This is a genomic window from Chryseobacterium sp. PMSZPI (genome assembly GCF_002835665.1).
GTDB lineage: Bacteria > Bacteroidota > Bacteroidia > Flavobacteriales > Weeksellaceae > Chryseobacterium.
In genome coordinates this window covers 1-16,803 of sequence record NZ_PIZV01000041.1, presented here as the reverse complement: position 1 = coordinate 16,803, position 16,803 = coordinate 1, and the positions used below count along the sequence as shown (strand labels likewise).

General features: G+C 33.3%; 20 protein-coding genes and 1 riboswitch. All 20 genes read left to right on the top strand.

Translation table 11 applies throughout. The features are described from left to right. On the top strand, positions 1 to 352 hold a 352-nt coding region (locus tag CW752_RS08825), incomplete at its 5' end, for a TerC family protein (protein WP_117614367.1). Between the two features lie 115 nt (positions 353 to 467). Next, complete coding sequence (groES, locus tag CW752_RS08820) at positions 468 to 746, top strand: co-chaperone GroES (RefSeq protein ID WP_002976538.1); 279 nt, start codon at positions 468 to 470, stop codon at positions 744 to 746. 110 nt (positions 747 to 856) lie between these two features. Then, a complete protein-coding gene (gene groL, locus CW752_RS08815; protein WP_101239359.1) occupies positions 857 to 2,482 on the top strand; it encodes a chaperonin GroEL in 1,626 nt (541 codons plus the stop codon). Between the two features lie 122 nt (positions 2,483 to 2,604). After that, positions 2,605 to 2,766 (top strand): hypothetical protein, encoded by a 162-nt coding sequence (locus CW752_RS16885; RefSeq protein ID WP_185117603.1) that lies wholly within the window; start codon positions 2,605 to 2,607, stop codon positions 2,764 to 2,766. Positions 2,767 to 2,979: 213 nt separating this feature from the next. Continuing rightward, positions 2,980 to 3,201: a hypothetical protein gene (locus tag CW752_RS08805; RefSeq protein WP_101239357.1), complete on the top strand. Its 222-nt coding sequence runs from the start codon at positions 2,980 to 2,982 to the stop codon at positions 3,199 to 3,201. Positions 3,202 to 3,246: 45 nt separating this feature from the next. Beyond that, a complete protein-coding gene (locus CW752_RS08800; protein ID WP_101239356.1) occupies positions 3,247 to 3,531 on the top strand; it encodes a hypothetical protein in 285 nt (94 codons plus the stop codon). Between the two features lie 342 nt (positions 3,532 to 3,873). After that, positions 3,874 to 5,346 (top strand): hypothetical protein, encoded by a 1,473-nt coding sequence (locus tag CW752_RS08795; RefSeq protein ID WP_101239355.1) that lies wholly within the window; start codon positions 3,874 to 3,876, stop codon positions 5,344 to 5,346. A 262-nt stretch (positions 5,347 to 5,608) separates the two neighbouring features. Further along, entirely contained in the window at positions 5,609 to 6,547 is a 939-nt protein-coding gene (locus tag CW752_RS08790; protein WP_133121674.1) for a Kelch repeat-containing protein, read from the top strand. Between the two features lie 141 nt (positions 6,548 to 6,688). Continuing rightward, complete coding sequence (locus tag CW752_RS08785) at positions 6,689 to 7,336, top strand: DUF4919 domain-containing protein (RefSeq protein ID WP_101239353.1); 648 nt, start codon at positions 6,689 to 6,691, stop codon at positions 7,334 to 7,336. A gap of 64 nt (positions 7,337 to 7,400) precedes the next feature. Continuing rightward, positions 7,401 to 8,060, top strand: a complete 660-nt coding sequence (locus CW752_RS08780) for a DUF2461 domain-containing protein (RefSeq protein ID WP_101239352.1) — start codon at positions 7,401 to 7,403, stop codon at positions 8,058 to 8,060. A gap of 202 nt (positions 8,061 to 8,262) precedes the next feature. Beyond that, the gene (locus CW752_RS08775) at positions 8,263 to 9,153 is read left to right on the top strand and encodes a patatin-like phospholipase family protein (RefSeq protein WP_101239351.1); all 891 of its coding nucleotides are present in this window, start codon (positions 8,263 to 8,265) and stop codon (positions 9,151 to 9,153) included. Positions 9,154 to 9,291: 138 nt separating this feature from the next. Further along, on the top strand, positions 9,292 to 10,194 hold the full coding sequence (locus CW752_RS08770; RefSeq protein ID WP_101239361.1) for an alpha/beta fold hydrolase: 903 nt from the start codon (positions 9,292 to 9,294) through the stop codon (positions 10,192 to 10,194). Between the two features lie 12 nt (positions 10,195 to 10,206). Further along, positions 10,207 to 10,755, top strand: a complete 549-nt coding sequence (locus CW752_RS08765) for a dihydrofolate reductase family protein (protein WP_101239350.1) — start codon at positions 10,207 to 10,209, stop codon at positions 10,753 to 10,755. Between the two features lie 41 nt (positions 10,756 to 10,796). Then, on the top strand, positions 10,797 to 12,185 hold the full coding sequence (locus CW752_RS08760) for a serine hydrolase (protein ID WP_101239349.1): 1,389 nt from the start codon (positions 10,797 to 10,799) through the stop codon (positions 12,183 to 12,185). Between the two features lie 127 nt (positions 12,186 to 12,312). Continuing rightward, on the top strand, positions 12,313 to 12,696 hold the full coding sequence (locus CW752_RS08755; protein WP_101239348.1) for a 5-carboxymethyl-2-hydroxymuconate Delta-isomerase: 384 nt from the start codon (positions 12,313 to 12,315) through the stop codon (positions 12,694 to 12,696). Positions 12,697 to 12,730: 34 nt separating this feature from the next. Beyond that, positions 12,731 to 13,234 (top strand): DinB family protein, encoded by a 504-nt coding sequence (locus CW752_RS08750; RefSeq protein ID WP_101239347.1) that lies wholly within the window; start codon positions 12,731 to 12,733, stop codon positions 13,232 to 13,234. A gap of 724 nt (positions 13,235 to 13,958) precedes the next feature. Next, entirely contained in the window at positions 13,959 to 14,789 is an 831-nt protein-coding gene (locus tag CW752_RS08745; RefSeq protein WP_101239346.1) for a hypothetical protein, read from the top strand. 141 nt (positions 14,790 to 14,930) lie between these two features. After that, positions 14,931 to 15,074: a hypothetical protein gene (locus tag CW752_RS16880; RefSeq protein WP_185117602.1), complete on the top strand. Its 144-nt coding sequence runs from the start codon at positions 14,931 to 14,933 to the stop codon at positions 15,072 to 15,074. A 5-nt stretch (positions 15,075 to 15,079) separates the two neighbouring features. Then, positions 15,080 to 15,433: a DUF2200 domain-containing protein gene (locus tag CW752_RS08740; protein ID WP_101239360.1), complete on the top strand. Its 354-nt coding sequence runs from the start codon at positions 15,080 to 15,082 to the stop codon at positions 15,431 to 15,433. 191 nt (positions 15,434 to 15,624) lie between these two features. Beyond that, positions 15,625 to 15,750, top strand: a riboswitch (FMN riboswitch). Positions 15,751 to 15,842: 92 nt separating this feature from the next. Further along, positions 15,843 to 16,490, top strand: coding sequence for a 3,4-dihydroxy-2-butanone-4-phosphate synthase (ribB, locus tag CW752_RS08735; RefSeq protein ID WP_101239345.1), 648 nt, complete (start codon positions 15,843 to 15,845; stop codon positions 16,488 to 16,490). The last annotated feature ends 313 nt before the right edge of the window (positions 16,491 to 16,803 follow it).

The following is a 16,803-nucleotide window of genomic DNA, read 5'->3' as shown; positions in this document are numbered from 1 at the left end:
CCTTGCTTTTTCCATAGACAATGTATTTGCCGCTGTAGCTTTTTCTGATAATATTCTTCTCATTACGCTTGGTGTATTCATTGGTATTTTGGCGATGAGATTCATTGCCCAATGGTTTGTTCGTCTCATGCAAAAATTTCCTTTTCTGGAAACGGCAGCATTTCTCGTTATTGCCATTTTAGGAGTTAAACTCACCTTGTCTTTATACGAACACTTCTATCCCGATACTACTTTTGCCCATTTTTTAAGCAGCCATACCATGGAAATTATGGTTTCAACAGTCACTGTTCTTCTGTTTCTGGTGCCTGTTATGACCAGTTATCTCTTCGGATTTCCCAAACGGGCAAAATAATTTTTCTGCCAAATTTTCACATCCCTGATCAAAAGTCTGCCATTTCATCCATTGGCAGCTGATGGCATACATTTAGAGAATTACAAGACAGAAATAATTAAAAAATAAATATATTATGTCAGTAAACTTTAAACCATTGGCAGACAGAGTTCTGGTAGAGCCAATCGCAGCAGAAACTAAAACAGCTTCAGGAATCATTATCCCGGACACTGCAAAGGAAAAGCCGCAAGAAGGTACTGTAGTGGCAGTAGGTCCTGGAAAAAAAGATGAACCTACAACTGTTCAGGTAGGTGACAAAGTTCTTTATGGAAAATATTCAGGTTCTGAATTGAAGTTAGAAGGGAAAGATTACTTGATCGTAAGAGAAGCTGACTTATTAGGGATCATCGGATAAGACCCCAGATATAAGACATCAGATTTCAGACTTAAAACTGAATAAAAAATAATTTTCAAACAATGCTTGGCGTCTAATATCTGACGTCTGGCATCTAATATCTAAATAAGATGGCAAAAGAAATAAAATTCGATATCGAAGCAAGAGATGCTTTAAAAAGAGGTGTTGATGCATTAGCAAATGCAGTAAAAGTAACTTTAGGTCCTAAAGGAAGAAACGTAGTGATTGAAAAATCTTTCGGTGCTCCACACGTAACGAAGGACGGGGTTTCTGTAGCTAAAGAAATCGAACTTGAAGATAAGGTAGAAAACATGGGAGCGCAAATGGTAAAAGAAGTTGCTTCCAAAACTAATGATATTGCAGGAGACGGTACTACTACCGCTACTGTATTGGCACAGGCTATCGTAAGAGAAGGTCTTAAGAACGTAGCTGCCGGTGCTAACCCAATGGATCTTAAAAGAGGTATCGACAAAGCTGTAACTTCAGTGGTTGCGAACCTTAAATCTCAATCTCAGGAGGTTGGAGATTCTTCAGAAAAAATCAAGCAAGTTGCTTCTATCTCTGCTAACAACGACGATACTATCGGTACTTTAATTGCTGAAGCTTTCGGAAAAGTTGGTAAAGAAGGAGTAATCACTGTTGAAGAGGCTAAAGGTACTGATACAACTGTAGATGTTGTAGAAGGTATGCAGTTCGACAGAGGTTACCAGTCACCCTACTTCGTGACTAACCCTGAGAAAATGTTAGCTGAACTAGAAAACCCATATATCCTTTTAGTAGAGAAGAAAATTTCTTCAATGAAAGAATTATTACCGGTTCTTGAGCCAATCGCGCAAGGTGGTAAGTCTTTATTAATTATCTCTGAAGAAGTTGAAGGTGAAGCTTTAGCTACTTTAGTAGTAAACAAACTAAGAGGTTCTCTTAAAATAGCTGCTGTAAAAGCTCCGGGATTCGGAGACAGAAGAAAAGCAATGTTAGAAGATATCGCAATCCTTACAGGTGGGCAGGTGATCTCTGAAGAGCAAGGTTTCACTATGGAAAACATCTCTTTAGATATGCTTGGAACTGCTGAGAAAGTAACGATCGATAAAGACAACACAACGGTTGTAAACGGAGGTGGTGACGAAGCAAAAATCAAAGGAAGAGTAGCTCAGATCAAAGCTCAGATGGAAACTACAACTTCTGACTACGACAGAGAGAAACTTCAGGAAAGATTAGCTAAGTTAGCTGGTGGTGTTGCTGTACTTTACGTAGGGGCTGCTTCTGAAGTAGAAATGAAAGAGAAAAAAGACAGAGTTGATGATGCATTACACGCAACTAGAGCCGCTGTAGAAGAAGGTATCGTTGCAGGTGGTGGAGTTGCTTTAGTAAGAGCAATCTCTTCATTAAACAATCTTGAAGGAGACAACGCAGACGAAACTACAGGTATCAAAATCGTTAAGAGAGCTATCGAGGAGCCATTAAGACAAATCGTTGCTAACGCAGGTGGTGAAGGTTCTGTAATCGTTGCTAAAGTAGCAGAAGGTTCTGGAGACTTCGGATATAATGCTAAAACTGACGAGTATGTTCACATGCTTGAAGCAGGTATCATCGATCCAACTAAAGTAACAAGAGTTGCTCTTGAAAACGCAGCTTCTGTATCTGGAATGCTTCTTACAACTGAATGTGTTATTACTGAAGTAAAGAGCGCTGAACCAGCTATGCCAATGGGTGGTGGAATGCCAGGAATGATGTAACAACGTGTCGTTGAGACAAATTAATATACTAACCGTTCTGCTTTTGTGGAACGGTTTTTTTGTTTGTAAGATTTAAGTTTTTTGGCAAAAGTGCCTGTCAATCCTTGTCAAGGTTTTAAACCTTGACAAGGATACATACATACAACAATACAAGTAAAAAAGTTGCCCTTGAAAATACAGCTTCTGTATCTGGAATGCTTCTTACAACTGAATGTGTAATCACTGAAGTAAAGAGCGCTGAACCAGCTATGCCAATGGGTGGTGGAATGCCAGGAATGATGTAATAGCGAATCGCTAAGACAAATTTAATATATAAACCGTTCTGCTTTTGCAGGGCGGTTTTTTGTTTTATCATGGTTTTCATTAAGAAATAGTATATTTAGACCTTAAAAAATATATAGCTAAAACCAAAACAACATCAGCGCAATTGTATACATTATATATTGATACAATACTTAAATTTGGATGATAACAGAAATTGTAAAAAACAAAAACAAATGAAAACCCCAATAATCATTTTTTCCATTTTTATCACATGTGTTTTAAATGCTCAAAATCTAAAAATTAAAAATCTAAAAATTGTTGATTATGAAATTCAAAAAAATGGGAATGTTGAAATTTCAACTTATACAACAATTGATAAAAAAGGGAACTTAATTGTCTATTCAGATAGTTGGGATGGAAAAAATTTCTTTCAATATAAATTAACTCAAGAATAGGTTGAAAAATTAAACTTACTTGCAGAAAAGGATTTACAAGCTTTTGTGGCACAAAAAAAATTAAACAAGAATCAAGGTTTTGCAGGAAAAAGAAAGTTTATAAATTTTAATTACAAAGGGAAAAACAAAAGTCTTTGCTTCATTGAACCTTTTATGAATAATGAATTTATGAATATTTTAAAACCATTAAATGAGAAAATTTATCAACATGAGTCTAGTGCAAAAATCACATCGCTTTCAACTGATTTCGGAAAAACTGAAAAGGAAATAATTGAAAGAGAAAAAATCGACAATTATTTACCAGAAAAAGCAGTAATAAGAGTATATTAAAAACAAATTCCCTGCTTCGCAAAGTCTCTGACTTTGAGCCAGAAACATAAAAATAAATCTTAAAAAAAACTCCAAAGTCAGGAGACTTCGGAGAGCGCCCCCCCAACTGTGCAAAGCCTTCTCCTCTTGCATCAATAAAATATATACCCCAGAAATCTACAAATTTAAAGTTCAACTAAAAATATTTCTTAATATTTGAATATCATGAAATTTTTAAATTATCTATTAACTTACATTAACGTATTATTTTTTTTTAACGTCAGCAGCCAAACTTTCAATATAAACGAGCGTCTCATTCAAATCAACACTCGAGAAATTTTCAGACCTGCTTCCCGAATTCAGATGATAAGCTCATTAAAATTTAAGAATGAATATTATTCTATATTTCAGGAGGATCAATTATATTATATGGGACATTCCCAAAAATATTTGGTAAAATATAACATTTCGGGAGAAATACTAGGGACTGTGATATTACCTGAAGATCTTTCCCGTAGTTATTATTTAGATTTTTTCATGTCTGATAATCAACTCTATATCCAACAAAATAATAATGAAAGGTATATTTTTGATATAAATACAAACAAATTTATCAAAACAACCAAAGGAGATGATTTAGTTTATACTGATAACAACTACAAAGTTATGTATAAAAGTTTTGGAGAATGGGGACAAGCAACCTGGTTTATCAATAAAAAAAACAAATCAGAACATTTCACAAGTCTCAATGGTCAAGACATTAATTTCCTTTTCGGAAAATTTCACATAACAAATGTTTCTTCAATCTGGGAAATCCGAAATCCTAAAGAACTCAATAAATGCAACTCTGATCAGTACTACAATGTAATTAACAATAAAAAAAATGGAATATTTACTTCCTATGATTACGTCAAGGGAATTAAGCTTATATATAGAGATACAATAGAATTTGATCCTTATGTTAGAAATTCTATTGATAAACTAAATTATGCCTTCATAACTTCCTTTGTTACTAATAATAATTTATATCAGATTACCCAACTAAAAGATAAAACAGCTATTTCCAAAGTTAGCCAGAATAAAGTGGAAATTGTTAAAGAGTTTAATGAAAAATACAGATTTTTTTCTTGGCATAATCAATTCAGAAATAAACAAAACAAATACAAATTTTTAAAATTCCAAAATGGATATAACTCATTTGGCTTTTTTGAAGTAAATGATAACAATATTGACATTACTAAAGTTAATTACACTCATGACACAATACAATATATTAAGTCTGACAGTATTGTACAGTTACTCTCCTTCTTATCTGATAAGAATGCTATTTCGAAAAAAGAAATAATTAATTTTGAAAAGAAAACAAAGGGGACTGACCTTCAAAAAAGAAGAAACAGCATCAATCATAATTCCTATTTTCCCAAAAAGTTTAATAAGATTGAAGTAGAAACAATTAATTATTTAAAATCTGAAAATGAATATATCACCCAAAACATTGATTATTTATTTGTTAAAAAAGATGAAATGCTAAAAGCAATCTTCTTAGATTGGGATAAGACAATTTTTGTTCATTCTGTTGGTAAAGACTTCTATCCCATCAGAAACGAGAACTATCTTGAAAGTGATAAAAGATTCAGAGAGAAATATTCAGAAATTCAGGAACAATTAAATAAGATAGGAAAACAAGTTAAGGTTACCACTCCATCAGACAAAATAAAATATAACGCATGGATTTTCAATGGATGGCGTATTAATCTATATGGAATTTCAGAAAAGAATATTTATGGAATTAGAGCTTTAATTTGCAGACAGGATGACTTTAATGAAAATGAATAAAATCTCTGCTCCGCAAAGTCTCTAGACTTTGCATAAATAAAATAAATCATCCGAAGTCAGGAGACTTCGAATAGCGGTGTAGACGTACCCAATGATGAAATGCAGAGCCTAAGTGAAGTCGTTCTGTTTATAACAAAAATATCTTTACGCTCATTTTACTAAAAAACGATTTTAGAAAATTCTCTTCAACTTTTTCCTATCTTTAAACCAAGCTATTCCATAAAAAAAACTTAAATAAAATAAATACTAAGCACTAACACCTTTGAAAACAAAATTATTTTTCCTTTCATTATTGGCTTCACTCTTAGCCCACGCACAAACACTTCATTTTAAAAGTCTCACCAATATGTCTGCAGGTAGAGGAGCCACAACCAGTGTAATTGTGAATAATAATATCTATGTCAGCAATGGATATCAGGAAAAAGGAGGTGACGCGAAGTATATTGAAAAATATAATATTACAGATAACAGCTGGAGTATTCTCAATTCTACCCTACTTACCAAAAAATTTGCAAATTCGGAGGCTTACGATAATAAAATTTATATTTTTAACGGTTGGGGAAACAGCCATCTTGAAATTGTAGATCTTGCCACCAATACCATAACGAAGGGGACTGTTAATCGTTCCTATACAGGAAATGCAGGTTCTGCCATCCATAATGGCAAAATATATGTGTTCGGCGGTAGCGGATTAAACGGCGCTGCAACCACTAAATTTTCTAATAGATTTCAATACTATGATATTGCTTCCAATACATGGAATTCCTTACCAGATATGCCCACAGCCAGAGAAACAAAGGGAAAAATTGTGAATGATAAGCTTTATGTCATTGGAGGTTTTAACGGTACCCCATCCCGACTGATCAATGTTTATGATCTCAAGACTAATCTCTGGACCAATCAATATACGATGCCTGCTGGTATATACGGGCACTCATTAGCGGTATCCGGTAATAAAATTTTTATTGTAGGTGGTGTGAATAATCAAAGTTTTCTGGCCTATTTTGATACGACAACCAATACATTACATCAGTTGTCATCCAATATGGTTCCCAGAAGACACGCTGCTGCGGAAGTATATAACAATAAACTATACATCATCGGCGGAAGTACAACGTCCCTCACCAGCTCAGCTATTAAAAGCATACAGGTGGCAGATATCAGCGAGAGTGTACTCACTGCAAGTACAAACAAGCGATAGAACATTGAAGAAAAAGTTACAGCAATGCAGCCAGAAACGGCATTGTAATCAGTAGTAAAAATAACAGCTAACCTATCCATCATACTTCAACGCCCTTTTCCCGTTCATAAAAATAGATTAACTCAAAATCAATAAATTCAAATGAGAAAACATATTATTTCAGGTATTTTAATTTTAATTTTTCAGGTATTCTATGCACAAATAGATACTGACCTGATTAAAAGGAATGTTACAGAAAATCCAAAAGAAAATTATTTTCCGTTACTCGAAAAGTTTAAAATAAATCCAAATAGTTTATCTCAGGAAGAACTCAATCAGCTTTATTATGGCAGTAAATTCATTAAAAGTGATTATAGCATCGGCGATTACAATACTGATTATGATAAAATATGGAAACAAACCCAAAAAAAACTTTCAAAAGTGAAAGCTGAAAAAATAATAGCTGAAGCCGAAGTTAGATATAAAAAAAATCCTCTAAATAAGTTTGTTTTAGAAGGAATGGTTTATTTATATAGTACCATTGAAGATGAGAAAAAACTCAATATTGTTGAACAACAGTTAGATTTAATCAAAAAAACAATCGAAAAAAGTGGAGATGGAAAATCCGAACAAAGCCCTATTTGTGTTATAGACCCTGGCGATGTGCTTGTTCAACTGGACAAATTCAGCTTTATAGACAGAACAAAATTTGGTCAAAAAACCAGACAACTTGAAGATGGAAGCATCTTAAGCATGTATACAATGGGAGACGAAGTTTATTATGTAAAACTTGTCGGTGGTTATTACTAAAGATATTTTGTATTGACATAAATTTGCATTACAAACATATAACTTCAAACATTCTTACGTACTTATGAAAAAAGCATTTGAATTTCTTAAAAAGTTAGAAAAAAACAACAACCGCGAATGGTTTACCCAGCACAAAACAGAATATGATGCGGTTGTAAAAGAAAACAAAGTTTTTTTCAATCAGATTTATACTGAACTTCAGGATCACGATAATCTTAAAGGAATTCATATTTTCAGAATTTACAGGGATGTTCGTTTTTCTAAAGATAAAACCCCTTATAAAACTGATTTCGGAGTTGGCTATTCCCGTTCCAAGCCAATGTTAAGAGGTGGATATTATATTCAATTGGAACCTGGCAACAGCTTTGTAGGCGGTGGTTTTTGGGGACCTGAAGCCAAGGACTTACTTCGTATCCGTAAAGAATTTGAAATCAGCACTACAGAAATTGATAAAATCACATCTGATAAAACCTTTGTCAAATATTTCGGAGAACTTAAAGGTGATTCCGTAAAAACAGCTCCCAGGGGTTTTGATAAAGATCATCCGGCCATCGATTTAATCAGAAAAAAGCAATATCTAGTCCTACGAAAATTTACCGATAAAGAAGTTTTATCTGATAATTTTCAAAAGGAAGTTATTCAAACCTTACTGGCAATGCGTCCTTTTTTTGATTATATGAGTGAGGTGCTGACAACGGATCTTAATGGAGAGCCTTTATTTTAAAATAAGAATTAAAACTTTGTTACTAATTCTAGATAAAAATTCCCATAGGTAACAGAAATAAATGTTTAGATAGTTCTCCTTACAACAGAACGGCTTTTTATTTTTATACATACACATAATTATATCAGTATAATATGTACATTTGAAAAACACATACACATCTGATTTACAAAAATTTATAAATTAAATAAAAAAAACAAATATGGAAAAAGAAAAGCCAACAAGAGCCTTAGTATTAGGTGGCGGTGGACAAGTAGGAAAAGCCTGGTTATCCGGTTTAATATCACAACTCATAGAAGATGATGTGCAACTGCAAAATGCTGATGTAATTATTGGTACTTCTGCAGGCTCCCAAATGGGTATTGAGCTGGCACTCGGTATATTTGACATAAAAAATATACCTGCAGTACCTACTGCATATACCGATTTTAATTACACACCGTCAGATGCGTTTACTCAATTATATCCGCTCATGGCAAAGGCCGCTGTATCATCTGATCCTGAAAGCATAAGAAAAATAATTGGTAAGAGTGCCTTAGAGGCTAATACGATGACGGAAAAACAAGCACTACAACGTATTGATAATTTAGATGGATATGCCTGGCCAAAAAATTTTAAAGCTACTGCCGTAAGTGCTACCACAGGAATATTTTCTTTATGGGATAAAGACTCGGAGGTGGAGCTGAAAATAGGAGTAGCCTCCAGCCGTGCTTTACCAGGGATTTTCCCACCCGTAACCATTAACGGTGATCGATACGTTGATGGCGGAGTCCGAAGTATGATAAATGCTGATGCAGCAGTTGGTAATGATTCTGTAATTGTCATTTCTTGTTTTTCATTGGATATCTCTGCGGATAACACCCCACAAGATATTTTAAACCAAGGGCTTTTAGCAGAAATTGAATTTCTTCGTAAAAATGGTTCAAAAGTTAAGGTAATCACCCCTTCAGCCGAATTTCTAACACTTACAAAAAATGGAACAGATATGCTCAATCTTTCCCTTATACCGGAAGCATGGCAAATCGGAAGAACACAAGCCAACACTGAAAAAGATGATATTGCCGGAGAATGGTTTAAAAACAATAATCAATAACATACTGCTTAATATCAAACTATAGATTAACCACTCTGCTAATAAAGAGTGGTTTTATAATTACATAACTACTATTTTTGAAACTTTTTTTATTAAATTTCATGATCATTACCACTATCACTTATGTTTCATAAAACAATGACCAAATTTTTAAAACTCATTTTCCTTTTCTTATTGATTATTCAAATAAGCGCTCAGGACAAAAAAGACAATTCACTACTTACCAGTGACAATGTAAAGTTATTCACTAAAAAAGCCGGCAAAGGACCATTATGCATTTTTATACATGGCGAGCCTGGTGCATGGAGTGAATCGTTTGAAGAATTAGGTGGTAATAAGCTAGAGTCACATCTCACCATGATCTATTATGACCAAAGGGGAAGTGGACGTTCCGGAGACGCTCAGGACGGAAATTATGCATTAGACAGGATGGTGGAAGATATTGAAGAAATCAGACAACAATACAAAACGGAAAAAGTTTACCTTCTCGCCCATTCATTTGGTGGGATTTTGGCAATCAATTATGCCTCAAAATATCCTGAACATATAAAAGGAATCATCCTCGCCAATTGCACATTGAATCTAAAATATTCTCTACAGCAACAAATCAATTATATGAATCAGCTGATGAATACAGATTTTACGCTTTCGGATTCTTCCTTATTACCTGATTTCATCAAAGCGAAAAATGCATTGGGTAAAAAGGGATTAAACTATAAAATGCTCTCCGACAATAAAAATAATATACAATTATTAAATAAAATTGATAGTAAGAACCCAAGTACTTTTTCTTTTGCCCAAAAAGCATTTTCAATCCCGGAATATTGGAATGATTATACTCCATTGACGCAATCCGTCACAACACCTACCTTAGTCATTACAGGGACAAAAGATCATTCTATCGGAGAGGATCATTATACATCGTTTTTATTCCCTAACCAAAAAATTGCAAAAATAAATGGTGGACATATTCTTTATTTTGAAAACAATAAAGAATTTGTGAAAGTCATTTCAGATTTTATTCTTAAAAACAATGAGTAACCCACATACAATATGAAAAAAATAATACTAGACCTGGCTACGACTTTAGACGGATTTATTGAAGGTCCGAACGGAGAAATCGATTGGTGCATTATGGATGATGATATGGATTTTGACAGTTTTCTCTCAAGTATTGATACTATTTTCTATGGGAGAGTAAGCTATGACACATGGGGAAATTATCAGCCGGATGAAAATGCCGGTGATGAAGCACAAAAACTTTGGAAAACTGTTCATTCAAAAGATAAATTTGTGTTTTCAAGCCAAAACAGAGAGGATGAAAATGCTACATTCATTACTTCGGATATTATGGAAAACGTTTCAGAAATAAAAAGCCGGGGCGGAAAAGACATCTGGTTGTATGGAGGGGCAAGTCTCATCAAAACTTTCATTCAAAATAATCTTGTCGATGTCTACAGAATTTCAGTACATCCAATTGCTCTGGGTGATGGAAAACCTTTATTTGAAGATTTAAAAGAAAAGCTAAATCTAAAACTTGTAAAAACAAATGTTTTCAAATCAGGAGTAGTACAGCTTATTTATGAACCTGCAGAAAACTAATTATTTTATTATTTTATTTAAATTTTAACCAGAACAATACCATGAAAAAACTTTTCTCCTTTTTAATATTATTGCTTTTATCCACCAGTATATTTGCACAAACTGAAAACTATACGACCGCCATCAATCTATTTCAAAAGAATTTTAATGAAGGAAAATATGATGATATTTTCAATACTTTTTCCCCTGAAATGCAGAAGGCACTTCCTCTTGAAAACACCAAACAGTTTTTAACAAATCTAAAAGCCCAACTAGGTGATATCAAGAATAAAGAATTTATAAGTTATCAACAGACAACCTATGCCACTTATAAAACCCAGTTTGAAAAAGCTGTATTTGCAATCAACATTTCACTGGACAAACAAAATAAAATAAATGGCTTATTCATAAAACCCTATGAAGAAGTAAAGGAGTCTCAGAGCAAGACGGTAAATGCATTAACTACTTATCCACAAGATATTGCGGAAACCATTTATTCAAAAGCTAAGGAATTCCCCAATAACACCCAACTGTCGATTGCGATCATTCAAAATGGCAAAACGAATTATTTCGGTATTATCAAAGAAAACGAGATGATAAAACCTATTGAAAATCAGAATAAAATTTTTGAAATCGGTTCTATTACCAAAGTATTTACTTCAACAGTATTAGCCTCTTTAGTGGAAGCGAATACAATCAAACTGAATGATCATGTTAATACCTACTACCCTTTTGCTTTTAAAAATAATATTAAATTAAGCTTTGAGAGCCTGGCCAACCATACTTCAGGATTACCTCGTTTACCCGGTAATTTAGATTTATCCAACGAAACTAATCCTTATAAAAATTATCATCAAAAAGATATGGAAGACTGTCTTAAAAACTTTCTCAGTCTTGAAAATAAGGGTTATGCTTATTCGAATTTAGGAACAGGATTATTGGGATATACCCTTGGGCTATCCCAAAAAACAACATTTCAGAAATTATTACAAAAAAATGTTTTCAACAAATATGGAATGACCAATTCTTTTACTGCTTCTGAAAACCTGGGAAACAGACTTATCAAAGGCCATCTGAAAAACGGCAACCCTACTCCCAACTGGGATTTTGATGTTTTATTTGGAGCCGGTGGAATGTTATCCACAACTGAAGATCTGGCAAAATTTGCGAATGCTCAATTTGATCCTAAAAATAAAGAATTGGCCTTAACAAGAAAGCCTACTTTTACTATAGACGATAAAATGAAAATCGGATTAGGGTGGCATATTCTAAAATCCAAAAACGACAAAGAATTTGTTTGGCACAACGGAGGTACGGGCGGATATTCTTCTTCTATGGCTGTAGATAATAATGATAAAACTGCGGTAATCATCCTTTCCAATGTTTCTGAAATCAATGATTCGATCGACAAATTATGTTTTGAATTATTAAATCACATTCAAAAGAAATAACAGTGAATCCCAATAACAACATCAGATAAAAATACAACCGTTCTCAAAAGAACGGTTTTTATTTTGCAATGGCAATTCATATTTTCGTTAACTTTATCTATCTCAAAATCAATAAAAAATAACAATCATGCCTCATTTTATCATAGATTGCTCACAGGATATCCTTCAGCAAAAAAAACCTGATGAGATCATGGATACGGTATACAAAACTGCTGAATCAACAGGTTTGTTTGCTCCCAACGACATAAAAGTAAGGCTTCAGACCTATCAATATTATCAGTTAGGGAACAACAAAAATAACTTCCTCCATGTCTTTGGGCACATCATGGAGGGACGAAATACAGAACAGAAAGCTGATTTATCAAAACAAATCGTCGCAGAGCTTACAAAATTATTTCCTGATATTTCTTTCCTTTCTGCCAATATCAATGAATTTGAAGCGGCAACCTACAGCAACAAAGCACTCATCAATTCGGACAATATAAATAAAGACCGGCATTTTGGGCTTTAACATTTTTAATACAAATCATTTAAATATTATTATCATGGGTTTAAAAACATTGGTCGACAAAAGTGTTCAGTATAATAATTGGGTAGTCAATAAATATATCGACTGGTTATCCACAAAATCTGACGAACAGCTTAATCAGGAAACTATTTCAAGTTTTCCAACTATTTTAAAGACTTTACATCACATTTGGGAAACACAGGAATATTGGTGGAGTTACATTGCCGAAAACAACGAATTTGATTTTGAGAAAATAGCAACTGTAACGAGTAAAGAAGATATTTTCAATGCGATCAAAAACAATTCACAAAAATTGGCAGATTACGTGGAAAGCTTATCGGAAGAAGACTTATCAAAAAATATAAAAATTGAATCCCAATGGTTCCAGTGTGATTTTTCCAAATATGAATATATCCAACATGTAATTCTTCATGGCACTTATCACAGAGGCCAAATTGTAACGATGGGCAGAAATGTGGGCATAACAGATGCACCGATGACTGATTTTAATTTCTGGAATATTTATAAAGATTCAAAATAGAAGTTTAACAAAACATTACCGCATTCAAATATATTTTCTGAGATTTTGTCTTGGATTACCTTTTACTATTTAAAAAATTTCTCACCAAACTCACCTCTATTTTTCAAATACTTCAGGGAATAATCCCTGGCTTCGAAAGGATGTATTCTGCTAACATATTGTAAGCATAAAAAAACAGATTAAGATTTCCACAAAGCTGTAAAAAATGTGGATAACTTTTCACAACCATAATATTTGTTGTTGATAAAGTATATATGTGTTTTTTATAATTATTATCAATTGATGATTAAATCACTATTATACAACATATTAAGCAATAAACATACTTATTCACGAAATATATTTTTTTTGTGGATAAATATTTGTGGATAACTTTTTTCTTACCCTTTTCTATAGGACATCTGAAATAACGCGTTTTTCATCAATTGTTTTTGTGAATATTTATTCATACTTGTTTATGATTTATTTTTTGTAAATTGCATTAGTAAAATAAATCACTAATTAATGAAATACAAATCGTGAAACTCATTGATATGAAACAGAAAACACCAACATAAAAAAACAAATCAGCTTTTTTTTAAAAAAATTCCTAATATAAATAAAGCTAAATAATTCAGGCACAGATTCAAGAAACACAACGCAAAAAAAACAACATTACTTCACAGCATACTTATACTGTGACCAAAACTTTTATACCTAATATCAAACAAATCCCTCATTCAAAATGACAACAACAAACATTAAACAACACATCATTCCTTATATAGGGGAAACAACGCCGTACATTTCTATTCCGGATCACATTATATTGAAAAACAACAAAATAGAAACAGAACTCATTAATTGCAATCTCGAAAATGAAAATTTTTCCAATCTTTTAAAAACTTTAGCTTCGCTCGGCAGCTGCAGTCTTTACCAACTTTTAAACAATACCACCAACGAAAAAATATATTTTCTTGGAGAGAAATTAAGAATAAGAAAAACGTCGTATAAAACAATTCCCAATTCCGTCTCAATAGTTGGAGAAAGCAAATTGGAATCAAAAAGAAGAGGAAAATCCTATCTTACAGTAAAAGATCTCGTTTCTGAAGAAACCTTATATACTTTTGAATTAGACTATTATATTATTCCAAAAGAAACTTTCAAGGTTCTCTATAAAAATTATTTTGAACCTGATTACATTTCCTATTATGACGAAAAACTTCCGAAAAGTAAAATAACACAAACTTTATCAGAAAACCAGTTCGTCATAGACATAGATCCCTTCACAACCAATCAATGCAAGGGGCATTTTGAAAATTACCCGATAGTTCCCTTCGTTTTTGTTACCAATTGTATTTTAAGAGAAATTTTCAATTCTTTCAGCTTTAGCAATTCATATGAAATTGACAGTTTGGAGGGCTATCCACTTAAAGCAATACCTATACATACACAATTAAAGGTTGATGTTTTTCATCAAAAATTTTTAAAAGATCTAACCTATTTTAAGTGTGAAATAAAAGATTATTCAGAAACCTCTTATGCTGTTCTTATTATTCATATAAAATCAATCTAAGAGACGTTAATGAAGCCCTAACCCTGCCTATCCCAAAGCAGGGTTACTTTTTTCATGGATCATATAAAACAAGAAGTATTCTCTCTTCCCACTTTTTTGTACATTCGTTTTTCATAATCCTGATCAAACAAAATAAATTCAATGAAAAAATATACAATATCATCAGATCATCCGAAAATACACTATAAAAAATCCGGCAATGGTAAGGTTAGCCTTTATCCTATACTAGAAAAATCAAATAAATTTAATATTTCACTTGGTAATGCCATTCAAAAACTAGCCTGATCATGATGCAGAACACCAAAATTTATACTACAGCCTTTGCCAGCGTATATCCTCATTATATTCAAAAAGCAGAAAAAAAAGGACGTACCCGGGAAGATGTTCACGAGATCATATTCTGGCTCACCGGATACAACGAAAAAGAACTGCAGAAAATACTGGAAAACAGAACCGATTTTAAATCCTTTTTTGAAAACGCTCCTCAAATTAACCCAAACGTTTCTTTAATAAAAGGTACCATCTGTGGATATCGTATAGAAGAAATTGAAGATGAGTTGATGAGAAACATCCGATACCTGGATAAGCTCATTGATGAGTTGAGCAAAGGAAAAGCAATGGAAAAAATATTAAGAAAAGTATAATATCACCCTATCATCTACTAGTCAAAAAGATTCATTAATAAGCATCACAAAAAAATTGTGACATCAAAATAAGAAACATAAAAAAATTTCTTCTTCATTTCAAAAAACTTCCCGAAATTAGCGGCCTGTGCGTTAAATAAGATTCAATGAAATAAAAATTTAAATTACAACATACAGCAAAACTTAGTATAAATTTTCTTCGGGGCAGGGCGAAATTCCCTACCGGCGGTTACAGTCCGCGACTCCTTTCTTTTGAGAGGACTGATCTGGTGAAATTCCGGAACCGACAGTTAAAGTCTGGATGGGAGAAGAAAATGAGATGATCAATAAGATTCCTTATGGACTCTTGTTGTATCGTATTTCATTTCCATGTACCGAAGACTATTTTAACTTTTAAAAGTAAAATAACATGGAAAAATTATTAGAACAATTTGGAGCGACATCCAAAGAACGTGTAGAAAAAGCACTTTCAACATTACAAAAAGGAAAAGGTATCCTACTGGTAGATGATGAAAATCGCGAAAATGAAGGCGATATCATCTTTCCTGCTTCCACGATTACAGAACAAGATATGGCACTTCTGATCCGCGAATGCAGCGGTATCGTTTGTTTATGTATTTCTGAAGAGAAAAGCCAACACCTCAACCTTCGTCCGATGGTGGAAAACAACAACTCAAAAAATCAAACCGCATTCACGATTTCCATTGAAGCCAAAGAAGGCGTTGAATCGGGAGTATCTGCAAGAGACCGTGTAACAACAATCAGGACTGCTGTTGCAGCAAATGCGGAAGCCGAGCATATCGCAAGTCCGGGTCATGTTTTCCCTCTTATTGCAAGAAAAGGAGGCGTTTTCGAGAGACGAGGTCACACAGAAGGCAGCGTAGACCTTGTAAAAATGGCTAACCTTGGGGATGACGCCGTACTTTGCGAACTCACCAATGAAGATGGATCTATGGCCAGGCTTCCTGAGATCGTAAACTTTGCTATCCGAAAAGAAATGAGCGTTGTCACCATCGAAGATATTTACAATTACCGTAAAATGATCATGAGCAACTAAAATAAAAATCTATTGAACGCACAGAACAGCCGCCATCTATGTATGGGCGGCTTTTTTTTAAATATACCTGAATTCGGGATAAGGATTTTCTATTTTAATCAGGCTGGAAGCTGAGAGCTGGAAGAAGGAAGTTATCCAGGTTATAAAGAACAGTTTTTCCCATATTTTCATGTTTTTTAAACAATGATGATATTAAATTTATGGTAACCATCTATAGATAATGGGACTGAAAATAGTGTACGTCCCTGAAATAAGTTGACTAAAATAAGATCAATTTATTATGAAAGTTAACATCAGACTTATTAAAAAGAAT

Bases quoted from the DNA above. Each gene is read 5' to 3' on its own strand.
- groES (WP_002976538.1), top strand. From the start codon at position 468: ATGTCAGTAAACTTTAAACCATTGGCAGACAGAGTTCTGGTAGAGCCA.
- groL (WP_101239359.1), top strand. From the start codon at position 857: ATGGCAAAAGAAATAAAATTCGATATCGAAGCAAGAGATGCTTTAAAA.
- CW752_RS08805 (WP_101239357.1), top strand. From the start codon at position 2,980: ATGAAAACCCCAATAATCATTTTTTCCATTTTTATCACATGTGTTTTA.
- CW752_RS08795 (WP_101239355.1), top strand. From the start codon at position 3,874: ATGATAAGCTCATTAAAATTTAAGAATGAATATTATTCTATATTTCAG.
- CW752_RS08785 (WP_101239353.1), top strand. From the start codon at position 6,689: ATGAGAAAACATATTATTTCAGGTATTTTAATTTTAATTTTTCAGGTA.
- CW752_RS08780 (WP_101239352.1), top strand. From the start codon at position 7,401: ATGAAAAAAGCATTTGAATTTCTTAAAAAGTTAGAAAAAAACAACAAC.
- CW752_RS08775 (WP_101239351.1), top strand. From the start codon at position 8,263: ATGGAAAAAGAAAAGCCAACAAGAGCCTTAGTATTAGGTGGCGGTGGA.
- CW752_RS08770 (WP_101239361.1), top strand. From the start codon at position 9,292: ATGACCAAATTTTTAAAACTCATTTTCCTTTTCTTATTGATTATTCAA.
- CW752_RS08765 (WP_101239350.1), top strand. From the start codon at position 10,207: ATGAAAAAAATAATACTAGACCTGGCTACGACTTTAGACGGATTTATT.
- CW752_RS08760 (WP_101239349.1), top strand. From the start codon at position 10,797: ATGAAAAAACTTTTCTCCTTTTTAATATTATTGCTTTTATCCACCAGT.
- CW752_RS08755 (WP_101239348.1), top strand. From the start codon at position 12,313: ATGCCTCATTTTATCATAGATTGCTCACAGGATATCCTTCAGCAAAAA.
- CW752_RS08750 (WP_101239347.1), top strand. From the start codon at position 12,731: ATGGGTTTAAAAACATTGGTCGACAAAAGTGTTCAGTATAATAATTGG.
- CW752_RS08745 (WP_101239346.1), top strand. From the start codon at position 13,959: ATGACAACAACAAACATTAAACAACACATCATTCCTTATATAGGGGAA.
- CW752_RS16880 (WP_185117602.1), top strand. From the start codon at position 14,931: ATGAAAAAATATACAATATCATCAGATCATCCGAAAATACACTATAAA.
- CW752_RS08740 (WP_101239360.1), top strand. From the start codon at position 15,080: ATGCAGAACACCAAAATTTATACTACAGCCTTTGCCAGCGTATATCCT.
- ribB (WP_101239345.1), top strand. From the start codon at position 15,843: ATGGAAAAATTATTAGAACAATTTGGAGCGACATCCAAAGAACGTGTA.